This is a genomic window from Methylocystis parvus (assembly GCF_049675845.1).
Classification (GTDB): Bacteria; Pseudomonadota; Alphaproteobacteria; order Rhizobiales; family Beijerinckiaceae; genus Methylocystis; species Methylocystis parvus_A.
In genome coordinates, this window is the sequence record NZ_CP187161.1 from 1,000,903 (window position 1) to 1,013,973 (window position 13,071).

Consider the following 13,071-nt stretch of genomic DNA (forward strand, 5'->3'; position numbering starts at 1 on the left):
GATCGAAACTAATCGCCTTTCTCCCTGATCAGGCTGAGACGCGGCGGCCGCGGTTCATCAGCGCGAAGGGCGCGCCGCTGAGCAGGACGTCGAGCGCGGCGAGGCTCTGATGCTTGCCGTTGACCGACAGGCGCGGCAACGCATGGAAATGATCGCGATGCTCGGGGAAAATCATCCCCGGCCGCGTGGTGACGGCGCTCTCGAAGCCGAGTTCCGCCGCAAGCGCGAATTCGCGCCCTGCGGCCGAGGTCGGATCGCCCACGGGGTAACAGAAATGGCGGGGCGACAGGCCGGTCTCCTGCGCGATGCGGTCGCGGCTCTCCGCCATCTCGCGTCGCGCCGCCGCGGCGTCGAGCTTGGCGAGGCGCGGATGCGTGACCGAATGCGCGCCGACGGTCGCGAGTTCGTGGCGCGCGAGGCTGGCGATCTCGGACCAGCCGAGGCAGGCCTCGACCGTCAAAGCCCGCGAGTCCACCCCCGCCTGCGCGGCGAGTTCGGCGACGACGCCCAGTAATTGCTCCTCGCCGCCGTCGCGAATGCCCCAATAAATGTCCCCGAAGGCCGCGCTCTTCTCGGCGGCCGTGGCGCAGTCGCGGGCAATGCGCCTTCCGCCGACCGTCATATCGACGCGCCGGAGCCGGCGCATCGCCTCCTCCATCTCCATCCACCAGAGGCGCGCATCGTGATCGGCGAAGCCGGCCGTCACATAGGCCGTGAAGGGCGCGCCGTGACGCTCCAATATGGGCAGCGCATGATCGACGAGGTCGCGATAGCCGTCGTCGAAGGTGAGGACGACGAAAGGCTTTGACGGCGCTTCCCGCGACCGCAGGATGTCGAGCGCCGCGTCGAGCGAGATGACGTCATAGCCCTGGGCGCGTACATGAATGAGGAGTTGGTCCAGAAAGGCCGGCGTGATCTCAAGGCCGGCGTTTGGCGCGAACGCCTCGCCGGGATCGGGCCGCACGCGGTGAAACATGAGGATGGCGCCGAGGCCGCGCGTAAAAGGCGCGGCCAGCCGATGCGCGCCGCTCGCCTGAAAGAGCTGCATGCCGGCCGAAATCGCCCGCTCCCGCCAAGTCGCCATTCGTCCTCCCATAGAGACGCCAGGACAGCTCCTTTGGTTTAGGGCGCAGACTCTAACTATCTGTTATGCGCCCCGTGGCATTAATGGGCGGCGCGGTCGGAGTTATTAGGCGGCACATGGCGACGAGGCTCGAAAGCCTGACGGACGGCTCTACGCAAACCTCTGAAAATACAACGATGGTCGAGGTCGTGACCGATCCGGCGCGCCTGCGCGACGATTGGGTCGCCCTGGCGGGGCGCGCCTCGATCAGCCCCTATCAAACCTATTCGTTCTCCTGGTCCTGGGCCGATACGATCGGGCGGATCGAAGACGTGCAACCCTTCCTTGTCGTCGCGCGCGACGAGACCGGCCGGGCGGCGGCTATCCTCCCTTTATGCGTCCAGCAGCGCGCGGGACTGAAGATCGCGCTCTTCCTTGGCGGGCGGGAGAGCAACTTCAATCTTCCCATTCTCGATCCAAATGCGCATTTCGACGAAGCGAGCTTGCGCAATCTTCTGCGCCGGGCGGCGAAGGTCTCGGACGATCCGCCGGATCTTATCTATCTGCGCAACCAGCCGCGCCGCTTTGAGGGCGTCTACAATCCCCTCGCCTTCGCCGAGGCGCGGCCGAGCGCGAGTTTCGCCTATGGCGCGACCTTGCCCGCGCGCGTCGAAGACCTTGGGGCGCGACTCTCGAAGGACGCGCGCAAGAAGCTGAAGAAGAAAGAAGCGCGCCTCGCGGAATTGGGCGAGCTTACCTATGAGCATTGCGCGACCGGTGCGCGCGGCGATGCTATTCTCGAAGCGCTCATTCGGCAGAAGTCGGCGCGCTTTTCGGATATGGGCGTCGATGACGCATTCGGTCGAGGCGTCGTGACGTTTCTCAAGCGCCTCCAAAATGAGACCGGCGATCGCGCGCTCGAACTGCATGCGCTCTCGGTCGGCGGACGCATCGTGGCGACCTATGCGGGGATCATGCGCGGCGGGCGGTTTTCGGGCATGTTGAATTCATTCGATATGGATGAAGAGATCGCGCGCTCGTCCCCCGGCGATCTGCTGCTGCACGCCTTGATGCGCAACCTCGTCTCGCGCGGCATGACGCATTTCGATCTTGGCACCGGCGAGGCGCGCTACAAGAACGCCGTTTGCGACGAGACAATCGAACTGTGCGATTTCGTGCTGCCTGTCTCGGCGCGCGGAGCGGTCGCCGCCCCGCTTTTTTCGGCCTTTCTGCAACTCAAGCGGCGGGTGAAGCAGAGCCCCGGTCTGTCGCGCGCCTATTACCGCGCGCGTCGGTTGATCGGACGCGCGAAGTAGCTCAGGCGGCCACGAGACCGTCGAGATCCCCCACGTCTTCGAGGAGATGCGCGTCGGCGCCCTCCTGAGCGAGACGCGCGCGCAGGGCCTCCGCCGCCGCGTCGTCGCCGAGCACGAAGGCGAGATCGACATGCGGCGCAAGGCGCAGCGCCTGTTCGGCCGAGGCCGCGAAGACGAGAAAATCGTACGTATGCGCGAGCGCCGTGACAATTAGCGCGAGATCGTAGCGCTCCTCACCGCGCGCGACGCCAGCGGGCAGCACATGTAGCCGCGAGCCGATGTCGCGATGGATGACCTGAGCGAAATCCGCGACGCCCGCGCAGAGGTCCGACATCCCCAGCGGCGGGCCGGCGGGCGAATGCACCAGAACGTCGAAGGCCGTCGCTTCTCTGTCCGCCGCCGCGAGCAGCGTGCGGCCGCGACGCGCTAGGTTGCGGGCGAGCGCAACGGCCGTCTCGGCCGGCTTGCCGTCTTTTTCGCAAGGCGTGACCAGAACCTTCACGCAGCTCTGCACGGCTCGCGCGCTGTCGATGCGCCGCACGGCCTCGGCGCCGACGTCTGTCTTCGCCGTGACGGGAGAGGCCTCGGGCTCAACCGTCGGAACCACCGGCTCTTCACGCGCGACGGCGCGCGCCTCGCCTGCGATATGCACGGGTTCGACTTCGTTCTCGTCGACCGGCGTTGGAGGCGCCGCTGGCGTTGCGACGCGAGCGCGCCCCGTCAGCAACTCGCCGGCGATGACGGCGCCGATCGAGAGAATGAGAACCGCGAGCGTCGCGAAGGCGGTGATCGGGAGTTTCTTGGGGAAAGAAGGCAGTTGCGGCGCGAGCGCGCGCTGGATGATGCGCGCGTCGGCGGGCGTCGCCTTCACGCGTTCGCGCGCGAGCGCTTCCTGATATTTCGCCGTCTCCGATTCCAACTGGTCCTTGAGGAGGCGCGCGGCGCGCTCGAGGTCGCGCAGCTTCACTTCCTCGGAGCCGGCGGCGCCTGCGACGCGCTTCTGGTCTTCCAAAACCTTGGTGAGATTTTCGACGCGGACGGACGCGATGCGCGCTTCGTTCTCCAGCGTGCGCGCCGTGCGCTCGGCAGCGGCCCGCCATTGCGCGTCGAGATCCTGAAGCTGCGCGTTCAGCTCCTTGATGCGCGGATGCTGGGGCAGCAGCGTGCGCGACTCGAGCGCGAGCTGCGCGCGCAAGGCGACGCGCTGCTCGAAAATGCGCCGCATCACCTCATTATTGGCGACGTCGGGAATTTCGCCGATGCGGTTCTGACGCAGCATGTCGCGCAGAATATTGGCCTTCGCCTGCGCGTCTGCCTGAACGGCGCGCGCATTGGAGAGCTGATTGTTCAACTCGCCGAGCTGCTGGGTCGGAATGACCGTATTGTTCGCGCCGATGAGGAGGCCGGTCTTGGCCCGGTAATCCTCGACCTTTGCCTCGGCTTCCGCGACGCGCGTGTGCAAATCCGAGACGAGCGTCGCGAGCGACTGCGCGGCGGTGCGCGCGATGTCGCGCTTCGCCTCCTGCTGCATCTCGATGTAAGCGTCGGCGATCGCGTTGGCGCCCCGCGCCGCGAGATCGGGATTGCGCGAGGAGAACTCCACCGAGAGAACGCGCGTCTTGGTCGGCGACAGGACGGAGAGCTTCTCGCCGAACTTCTCCAGAATGCGGTCTTCCGGCGACATTTGCGTCGGATCGCGCGTCAGCCCCAGCAGCACCATGACGCGCGTCAGCGCGCCCATGCCGTTCGCCAGCGGATCGAATTCGACATTCCCTTGCAAGCCGAGCTGCTTGATGACGCGGCGCGCGAGGTCGCGCGACGTGAGGAGCTGGATCTGGCTCTGCACGCCTTCCGCGTCGGGGCCGTTCGCGTCGATGCGCTCGCCCTTGTCGACTCGCGTGTAGAAATCGTCCTGGTTTTCGAGCAGCAGCCGGGCTTCGGAGGTATAGCGCGGTTTGACCACGTTGACGAAGACGAGCGCGCCCACAAGGGCGACGAGCGTGGGTCCGATGACCCACCAGCGCTTTTTCGACAGCGCGCGGCCGACATGTGACAAATCGACTTCGTTTGTCACCGCCTCCGTCTCGATTGGAATACCCGAACGCATCGCTTCTCCGAGGTCAGCCTCGGCTGTTTAAGCGATTATGGTTTAGGGCTGGTTAAATTCACCAGCTCCGCTCAGGTCAATCTTTGTTAACCATGAAACAATAAAAACAGATTGTCGCCCTGAGGCGGTCAAGCGATTTGCTACAACTCAAGGAACCGAAATGGCGAAGCCAGTCGCCTCCCGCAAGATGTTCGCTTTGGCGATAGCAATGACGACGAGCGCTCTCTTGTCCGGCTGCGCGGCTCCCGGGTCCTATAAGCCGGAGCTTTTCGCCGCCTCGGCCTTCGAGCCCTATACGCTGGCCGCGGGCGACAGGCTGCGCATCATCGTCTTCGGGCAGGACGCGCTCTCCAACACCTATGCGGTCGACGGCGCCGGACGTATCGCCATGCCGCTGATCGGCTCGGTGCCCGTCCAAGGGCTCACGGTGCCCGATGTCGAGCGCGAGATCGCCGCGCGGCTGCGCAACGGTTTCGTCCGCGAGCCGCGCGTTTCGGTTGAAGTCGAGGCGTTCCGCCCGTTTTTCGTGCTCGGCGAAGTCACCAACGCCGGGCAATATCCCTTCGTCGAGGCGATGACGGCGCGCACGGCCGTCGCGATTGCAGGCGGCTTCGGCCCGCGCGGCTATCAGGGCGCGGTGGACCTCACCCGCGTGATCGACGGCGTGCCCGTGACCGGCCGCGTTCCGCTCGACACGGCCGTACGTCCGGGCGACACGATTACGGTGCGAGAGCGAATTTTCTAAAAGGAAGAAGGGTCGATTGTGGCCGCAGCCGACGATCAGGATGCGAGGGATGATGCGGCTTTCCCTTCTGGACTGCGCATCCTCCATATCATGCGCGCCCCGGTCGGCGGCCTGTTTCGTCACGTCGCGGATCTCACCCGGGCGCAGGCGGCCTCGGGATGCAAGGTCGGCGTCGTCGCCGACTCGCTGACCGGCGGCGAGGACGCCGAGCGCATCCTCGGCGAACTCTCGCCGCATCTCGCGCTGGGCGTCACGCGCCTGCCGATGCGCCGCCTTCCGCACCCGGACGATCTGCGCATCGCCTGGCGCATCGCCTCGCGCGTTCGCGAGCTGCGGCCGGATATTGTCCATGGCCACGGCGCCAAGGGCGGGCTCTACGCCCGCCTCCCCGCCGTCCTGCCGATCTTCCCCTCGGCCGACCACAGGCCGGCGCGCGCCTACACTCCCCATGGCGGCAGCCTGCATTTTCGACCCAACTCGCTGCCTGGAAGAGTTTTTTTTACTGCCGAGCTTATAATGGGGCGCGTGACGGACCTTATGCCCTTCGAGAGCGACTATGCGCGGCGGCGTTTCAGCGAAACGGTCGAGCCGCCGCGGGCGCATGCGCCTGTCGTCCATAATGGCCTGTCGCCACAGGAATTCGAGCCCGTCGCGCCTACGCCGGACGCCGCCGACTTCATCTTCATCGGCGAGATGCGCGTCGCCAAGGGCGTCGAAGACCTCCTGCGGGCTTTCGCCGCCCTTCCCGGAGACTTGCGCCTCGCGCTCGTTGGGTCGGGCGTCGACGAGGCGCGCTTTCGTGCGCTCGCGCAGGATCTTGGTCTCGCCGACCGCGTGACCTTCCACCCCCGAATGCCGACCCGGGACGCGCTCGCGCTTGGGAAGATCCTCGTGGTCCCCAGCCGCGCCGAGTCGCTCCCCTACATCGTCCTCGAAGCGATCGCGGCGCAGACGCCGATCGTCTCCACGCAGGTCGGCGGCATTCCCGAAATTTTTGGCTCGCAGGCGTCGCTGCTCGCGCCGGCGAGCGACCCCGCCGCCCTCGCGGTCGCCATGCGCGCCATGATCGACATGAGCCCGACGACGCGTGCCGCGCTTGCGGAAGAAATGGCCGGTTTCGTGAAGGACCGCTTCACGATCGACTTGATGAACCAAGGCGTGCTGAGCGGCTATCGCGCGGCGCTGCGCCGAGCCGAGCGGCTGCGAGCCGCCGGCGCCATGCATTGACAGACGGGAGATAGAAAAATGTGCGCTTTCGCCGTTGGCGACATGAAGGGCGTGCCTCCTGAAAAGAACGGGGCCGCCGCCGAAAAAAGGAAGCTGAGCCCAATCCTCGCCGAGATCGCGAGCAACAGCGCGCCCGGAAAATCCTATTCGCCGATCGTGCTCGCAGGCCTCGTGCGCCTCGCCGAACTCGTCGTGCTTCTCGGCGCGGGGCTCCTCATCCACGAATTCTACGTCGCCGCGAATTGGGGCCGGTCGCTCGACTATTACCTCGTGATGCCCACCATGGCGCTTTCGGCCATTGTGGCCATACAGTCGCTCGGGCTCTACACCACCAGCGCCTTCCGTGCGCCGATGCGCAACGGATTGAAGATCGCGGCGGCCTGGTCCCTCGTCTTCGTCGCCGCGCTCGTCGTGCTCTTCTTCTTCAAGCTCGACGACTCTTTTTCGCGCGTCTGGCTTCTGAGCTGGTTCGTCTCGGGCCTGGTCCTGCTTGCGGGCGAGCGCCTCGCCCTCTCGTTGATCGTGCGCACGCTGACCCGGCAGGGCAAGCTCGATCGCCGCACCGTCATTGTCGGCGGCGGCGAACTGGCCGATCCCGTCCTTCGGGACCTTGCGGCGCAGAATGACGGCGATCTGCAAATTCTCGGTCTCTTCGACGACCGCACCGACAAGCGCTCTCCCGACGTCGTCGCGGGTTATCCCAAGCTGGGTTCGATCGACGATCTCGTGGAATTCGCACGCCACACGCGCATCGACCTCGTTATCTTCGCCCTGCCGATCTCGGCCGAGGGGCGGCTTCTGCAGATGCTGCGAAAGCTGTGGGTTCTGCCGATCGACATTCGCCTCGCGGCGCACACCAACAAGCTGCGCTTCCGGCCGCGCTCCTATTCCTATATCGGCAGCGTTCCGGTGATCGACGTCTTCGACAAGCCGATCGCGGATTGGGACGTCGTCGTCAAATATATCTTCGACAAGATCGTGGGGACGCTGTGCCTGATCCTGCTTTCGCCGATCATGGCGCTCATCGCGCTGGCCGTGAAGCTCGACTCGCCCGGACCGGTTCTCTTCAAGCAGGTCCGCCACGGCTTCAACAATGAGAATATCGAGGTCTACAAGTTCCGCTCGATGTATGTCGACAAGCTCGACTATGCGGCGGCGAAGCAGGTGACACGCGGCGATCCGCGCGTGACCCGCGTCGGGCGCTTCATCCGCAAGACCTCGCTGGACGAGCTGCCCCAGCTCTTCAACGTCGTGTTCAAGGGCAATCTTTCGCTCGTCGGTCCGCGTCCGCACGCGGTGGTGTCGCGCGCGGCGGATCATCTCTATGACGAAGTGGTGGACGGCTATTTCGCGCGCCATCGCGTGAAGCCGGGCCTCACCGGCTGGGCGCAGGTCAATGGCTGGCGCGGCGAGACGGACACGCAGGAGAAGATCCAGAAGCGCGTCGAATGCGACCTCTATTACATTGAGAACTGGTCGATCTTCCTCGACATCTATATTCTCGCGCTGACCCCCTTCGCCCTGATCAAGGCGGAAAACGCCTACTAAGGCAGGACGGAGAATCGCGTGAAAAAGGCGTCGATCATCGCGACCATCGCGGCGCTTCAAGGCGCCGCGGGCGTGGCCCTCGCGGCGGCGGCCGCGCATGTCGACGCCAGTCCCTTGCTCTCGACCGCGAGCAACTTCCTCACCCTTCACGCGGCGGCGGGGCTCGGACTCGCCGCTCTGGCGCGGACGGCCCCGCCCTTCCCACGCTTCCTCGCCGGCGCCGCCTTCGTCCTTCAGGCCGGCGTGACGCTGTTTTCCGCCGACCTCGCGGCCCGGGTCTATCTCGGCGGCAAGCTCTTTCCCTTCGCGGCGCCCATGGGCGGGTCGCTGACCATTCTCGCCTGGCTTGCGCTTTCCGCTTGGAGCGCGCTGGGAATCGCTCGGCGCGATTGATCGTCGCGCGCGGGGGCCATCGTCTTCAATCCGCGCATCTTTTTGCCATTGAGAGTTGCAGATTCGCCTGCGGCGAAAAAGCAACAGTCGAGCGCTTTCTTCAGCCAGCGCGTGCAAATACTAGACTCGCGCGGCAAACAGCCGCACCATTCTCCGCATGTCCGTCTCGGCGCCACAACCTCGTTCTGGCGGCGCATCGAGCGATGCGTCGCAACGGCCGAGCGACCCCTTGCTCGGACGCCGGGTGTTGATTGTCGAAGACGACCCCTTCATCACGCTCGCGCTCGAAGAGACGCTGACAGAGTTTGGGCTCATCGTCGCCGGCTCGGCCCGGAGCGTCCCTCAGGCGATAAGGCTGGCGCAGACCGTCGCCTTCGACGTCGCCCTTCTCGACGTGAATATCGGCCAGGATCGCATCGATCCGGTCGCTGACATTATCTCTGCGCGTAGAATCCCGTTCGTATTTACGACAGGTTGTGGCCGCGCGGGCCTGCCGGAAGCCTATCTTCAACGGGCGATCGTGGAAAAGCCATTTTACGTAGAAGAGATACTGCGCACGCTGAGGGAGCAGCTGGCGAGTGACGAAACTCACTGATTTTTTGCAGCAAACAAAACTTGAAGCCTGAGCGAGTCCATTCTATTTTGCGCGGAGAAAATTCTTAATTTTCTCTTAATGTGAGCGCGTTCGATGTCCATGAGTCCCGCCCCGGCTTCGGGCCGCAGCAGCCGCGCGGCAAGCGCGCGCTCCGCCATTTCCCTCGGCGCCGCCTTCGCGCTTTTCTGCGCCGTCTTCACGGGCTACGACGTGCGCGCCAGCCGCGCGGCGGGAGGCCTCATCGACGCGGTCTTCGGCGCCGGCGCACCGCCGGCGCAATTATATTACAACGGCTATGTCCCGCACTATCGCTCGGTCTTCATTCGTGACGACGCCCCGCGCGGCTGGCGCGCCAAAAGAGCCCGTGGTCATTACGCCCAGGCGCGTCGGCAACTCGTCGAGCGCAAGAAATTCGCCCTCAATCGCCGCGCGGCCATCGATCCGCGCCGTTCGGGCGCCGTCGAGCCGGTCTCCCTGAACCTGAACGTAACTTACAAAGCCACCGCGGCGAACCTGACCTACAAAGCGTCGAACGCGACCTACAGATCCTCGGCGTCGACCGCGAGAGCTCCGGCGCCAACCGCAAAACTGTCCGGCGGCGCCAGCCGGCGCGCTGTATGCGTGCGAGCCTGCGACGGCTATTACTTCCCTGCGCTCCCAGTTTCCCGCGACTCCGACCGCGCGGCCCAGCAGGCGAGCTGCGAAAAGCTCTGCCCCGGCGCGGAGGCGACGCTGTTCGTCTTCCCGGAGGGATCCGACAAGATCGAAGAGACCAAGGCGAAGAGTGGCGAGACGTATGCCGAGTTGCTCGCCCGGCTTGATCTGAATGACGCCCGCGCCAAGAGCTGCTCTTGCCAGACGGAGGCGACGGCGGCGGCGGCCACGCATGCGCTTTTGTCGGACTCGACGCTGCGTCCCGGCGATTCGGTCGTGACGTCGCAGGGCGTGCGCGTCGTGAAGCGCGGCAGCCGCTATCCTTACAAGGAAACGGATTTCCTCTCGCTGGCCGAAAGCGAGAATGTGCCGCTCTCCCAGAAGAGTGCGCTCTATGCGATCGAAAAGGCTCTGAAGACCCCGCAAGGGCGCCTCGCGGTGATGAATGGCGATCACCGCCGCCACGGGCATTCCAAAACGGCGCTGTAAACACGGCTTTCCACGACGTCGGCGGGCCTTCCGCCACTTTCTCGCCGCGCTTCCTCGCGAGAAGCATCGGGAAAGTGCCGTAGGAGAGAGCGCTTGCCGCCTTTGGATTGCGATCCGTCGACAGCCTCCGGCCCGTTGGGCTCGGAGGGACGGCTGCGGCGCGCCCTCGCCGGCCGCCGCGCGCGCATGCTTCTGTGGGTCGCGGCCGGATTCGCGATTCTCATCGGCGCCGCCGCGGCGCTCGCCCCCTGGCTCTATTCGCCCGCGGCCGCCAAATCAGCGATCTCCGCCCAGCTTCAGAACGCCACCGGCCTCTATGTCGCCGCGCGCGGCGACCCGCGCCTGTCGCTGACGCCCCGGCCTCATGTGACGCTGGAGGGCGTCGTTTTCGCCGACCGCAATGGCGCCCTCGTCATCGAGACCCAGCAGATTCACGGCGTCCTCAAGCTGCTGCCGCTTCTCTCCGGCCGACTGGACGTCGACGGTCTGGCGCTCGTGCGGCCACGCGTAAGAATCGACCTGGATCAAAAGGCGATCGACGCGCCCGGCGCCGCAACGCTCGCGGCGGCGGCGAAGCCGGCGAGCGTGGAGGCGCAAGCGGCGGACAAGTTCCGTCTCGGAGTGCTTACCGTGACCGACGGCGCGTTGCACGTGCGCCGCGGCGGCGTCGATTATGCGGCCGACAAGATCCAGGGCGCCCTCGACTGGCGGCGGATTGGCGAACCGGCCCTGCTGACCGGCGCCTTCGACTGGCGCGGGGAGCGCCTGCAACTGATGGCGTGGCTTGCGCGCCCCGGCGCGTTCCTGCGCGGCGACCCTTCCGTCGCGACCGCGCGGCTCGACGGCGAAAGTTTGCGGATCGAGGCGCAGGGCGTAGCGCAGACCCTGCCAAACGCCCATTACGCCGGACGGGTCGCCGGTTCGGCCGTGTCGTTGCGGGACGCCTTGCGGCTCTTTGACGTCGACGTGCCCCTGCCCGGCCCCTTCGGCGCGTCGCAATTCTCCGCCCAGGCATCGGTGAGCGCGCGCGAGGCCTCTCTTAAGGACCTCCATGTCCTTGTCGACGGCAACGCGTTCGATGGCGAACTGGCGGTGCGCGACGAGGACGGCAAGCCCAGCGTCACGGCGAATCTAAAGAGCGGCTTCGTTGCCTTGAAGCCGATGCTTTCGGACGCGCCGGCGCTTGTCGGTCCGGATGGCCAGTGGAGCCACGAGCCGCTCGACCCGCCCGATATGTCGGGCGCGGATGTCGACCTGCACTTGAACGCCGCCCATGCGCGGCTGGGCCGCCTCACGATCGACGACGCCAATGTGACAGCCACCCTGCGCGACGGCGCGCTCGATCTGTCGCTCCTCGACGCCCAGGCCTATCGCGGCCGCCTGAAGGCCCACGCCTCCTTCAAGCCGACCGGCGCCGGGGCGCTGGCCGTCCACGCCACCGCCCAGACTTCCGGTGTCGACGCCCGCGCTCTGCTCTGGGACGCCTTTGGCAAGCAGGCGATCGGCGGGGCGCTGACCTCCTCGCTGACGCTCGACGCTGCGGGCGATGACGTCGCGGATATGATGAGGAGCCTCGGCGGGCGCGCGACTCTCTCCCTGACGGAGGGCGAGATCGCCGGCGTCGATTTCGAGCGCGCCCTGCGCCGCTTCGAAAAGCGTCCGCTCTCCAGCGCTCACGATATTCGTTCGGGAAGCTCGCCGCTGGACCGCGCCAGCGCCACCATCATCCTGGAAAACGGCGTGGGGACGCTAGAGGAGGCCTCGGCCAATGGGCCGGGTTTTGCGCTCAGCCTCAAAGGTTCGACAAATCTCGCCGAGCGGACGCTCGCGCTCAAGGCCGCAGCGAGAGAAGCGGACGCGGCGGGCAAGCCGCGCGACAAGGGTCTGCAAATCGCCTTCGATCTCGCGGGCGCGTGGGACGACCTGACGCTTGCGCCGGACCCCCAGGCCTTCATCCGCCGTTCGGGCGCCGCCGCGCCGCTGCTCCCCGAGCCGCCTGAACCGCCGTCAGACGCCCGCGCGCCCTAGCGGGCGCTCGAGGCAAAGCCTCATTGAAGGCTAGACTGTTTCCCGTTCCCGTACCGCTTCTTCAAGCAAATGCGTGAGTGAATCGGGAATGTCGAGATAGCGGAAACGCCGAAGCTCGAAGCCGATGCCAACGAGGCCCCATGGCGGCGTGTAGGTCTCCCATGGCGGGATTTCGCTCAGGACGACGACGTAGCCGCCGTCTATCGCCGGGGCGATCCGTTCGACCGTGTAGATGGCCCCCCGTCTGAGGCCGCCGTCGCCGTAGCGTCCGGGCCCGGCCTCGACACAGACGACCTCCGTTCCAGAAGGGGTGTCCGGGCTGATCATTTCTCTTCCTCATCGCCTGCGGCGACGCGCGCCGCGCCCTCTTGCGATGTTATGGAGGGCGCGGCCGCTTCGGAAGCAAGTCGCAAATCAGCGGAAGGCGCCGCTCACCAGAGCTTGAGGAAGCTGAAGAGGCCCTTCTTGAGCTTCTTGCGGTCGAGCGCGGCGAGCTCTTCATAAACCTTGCGGGCGTTGGCGCGCAGCTCCAGAAGCTGCTCGTCCGGAACGTCGAAATTGATGGCGGCGAGGCGCAGTTCGCGGCGGGCGTTGTCGAGCCGGGCTTGAGCGTCGGCAATCAGAGCGTGGAGCATTGTTCCCCCTCAGTCGTGGGCATAAAAACTGTGAAGACGACGCTTTACGCAGCCGGGCGCGTGGCTCGCCCGTGCGGAAGCTTCGCCAGTTTATAGGCGGATTGGTCGGCGAAGAAAATGGAGGCCTCGGAGGGAATCGAACCCCCGTACAAGGATTTGCAGTCCTCTGCGTAGCCACTCCGCCACGAGGCCGTCCAGTCGGGAAGCGCGAAGCGCTTCGACTGAGCCGCTCTTACAGGAGGGCGTTGCGAGGGGCAAGAGCGTCCCGCAT

Annotated in this window: 12 protein-coding genes and 1 tRNA gene; 8 read left to right on the forward strand and 5 right to left on the reverse strand. The window is 66.0% G+C overall.

Features of this window, described 5'->3' with window-relative positions; all coding sequences use genetic code 11:
• Window positions 1-28: 28 nt before the first annotated feature.
• The gene (locus ACPFMJ_RS05390; RefSeq protein WP_424362819.1) at window positions 29-1,084 is read right to left on the reverse strand and encodes a polysaccharide deacetylase family protein; all 1,056 of its coding nucleotides are present in this window, start codon (window positions 1,082-1,084) and stop codon (window positions 29-31) included.
• A gap of 116 nt (window positions 1,085-1,200) precedes the next feature.
• Between ACPFMJ_RS05390 and ACPFMJ_RS05395 the strand changes: the two genes are divergently transcribed.
• Complete coding sequence (locus ACPFMJ_RS05395; RefSeq protein ID WP_424362820.1) at window positions 1,201-2,379, forward strand: GNAT family N-acetyltransferase; 1,179 nt, start codon at window positions 1,201-1,203, stop codon at window positions 2,377-2,379.
• 1 nt (window position 2,380) lies between these two features.
• Here the strand turns inward: ACPFMJ_RS05395 and ACPFMJ_RS05400 are convergent, their stop codons facing one another.
• Window positions 2,381-4,486, reverse strand: coding sequence for a GumC family protein (locus ACPFMJ_RS05400; RefSeq protein ID WP_424362821.1), 2,106 nt, complete (start codon window positions 4,484-4,486; stop codon window positions 2,381-2,383).
• 160 nt (window positions 4,487-4,646) lie between these two features.
• Between ACPFMJ_RS05400 and ACPFMJ_RS05405 the strand changes: the two genes are divergently transcribed.
• The 7 genes from ACPFMJ_RS05405 (at window position 4,647) to ACPFMJ_RS05435 (ending at window position 12,165) form a co-directional block, all read left to right on the forward strand.
• A complete protein-coding gene (locus ACPFMJ_RS05405) occupies window positions 4,647-5,231 on the forward strand; it encodes a polysaccharide biosynthesis/export family protein (RefSeq protein WP_424362822.1) in 585 nt (194 codons plus the stop codon).
• An 18-nt stretch (window positions 5,232-5,249) separates the two neighbouring features.
• Window positions 5,250-6,458 (forward strand): glycosyltransferase family 4 protein, encoded by a 1,209-nt coding sequence (locus ACPFMJ_RS05410; protein WP_424362823.1) that lies wholly within the window; start codon window positions 5,250-5,252, stop codon window positions 6,456-6,458.
• Window positions 6,459-6,476: 18 nt separating this feature from the next.
• Window positions 6,477-8,006, forward strand: a complete 1,530-nt coding sequence (locus ACPFMJ_RS05415) for an undecaprenyl-phosphate glucose phosphotransferase (protein WP_424362824.1) — start codon at window positions 6,477-6,479, stop codon at window positions 8,004-8,006.
• An 18-nt stretch (window positions 8,007-8,024) separates the two neighbouring features.
• Window positions 8,025-8,399, forward strand: a complete 375-nt coding sequence (locus ACPFMJ_RS05420) for a DUF423 domain-containing protein (protein ID WP_424362825.1) — start codon at window positions 8,025-8,027, stop codon at window positions 8,397-8,399.
• Between the two features lie 229 nt (window positions 8,400-8,628).
• Complete coding sequence (locus tag ACPFMJ_RS05425) at window positions 8,629-8,994, forward strand: response regulator (RefSeq protein WP_424362826.1); 366 nt, start codon at window positions 8,629-8,631, stop codon at window positions 8,992-8,994.
• 93 nt (window positions 8,995-9,087) lie between these two features.
• Window positions 9,088-10,137 (forward strand): DUF2865 domain-containing protein, encoded by a 1,050-nt coding sequence (locus ACPFMJ_RS05430; protein ID WP_424362827.1) that lies wholly within the window; start codon window positions 9,088-9,090, stop codon window positions 10,135-10,137.
• 93 nt (window positions 10,138-10,230) lie between these two features.
• The gene (locus ACPFMJ_RS05435) at window positions 10,231-12,165 is read left to right on the forward strand and encodes an AsmA family protein (RefSeq protein WP_424362828.1); all 1,935 of its coding nucleotides are present in this window, start codon (window positions 10,231-10,233) and stop codon (window positions 12,163-12,165) included.
• Between the two features lie 30 nt (window positions 12,166-12,195).
• On the opposite strand, the gene ACPFMJ_RS05440 is transcribed toward ACPFMJ_RS05435, so the two are convergent.
• From ACPFMJ_RS05440 to ACPFMJ_RS05450, 3 genes are all read right to left on the reverse strand, one after another.
• Entirely contained in the window at window positions 12,196-12,492 is a 297-nt protein-coding gene (locus ACPFMJ_RS05440; RefSeq protein ID WP_424362829.1) for a hypothetical protein, read from the reverse strand.
• A 104-nt stretch (window positions 12,493-12,596) separates the two neighbouring features.
• Entirely contained in the window at window positions 12,597-12,800 is a 204-nt protein-coding gene (locus ACPFMJ_RS05445; RefSeq protein ID WP_424362830.1) for a hypothetical protein, read from the reverse strand.
• A 118-nt stretch (window positions 12,801-12,918) separates the two neighbouring features.
• Window positions 12,919-12,992, reverse strand: a tRNA-Cys gene (locus tag ACPFMJ_RS05450).
• Window positions 12,993-13,071 lie beyond the last annotated feature (79 nt).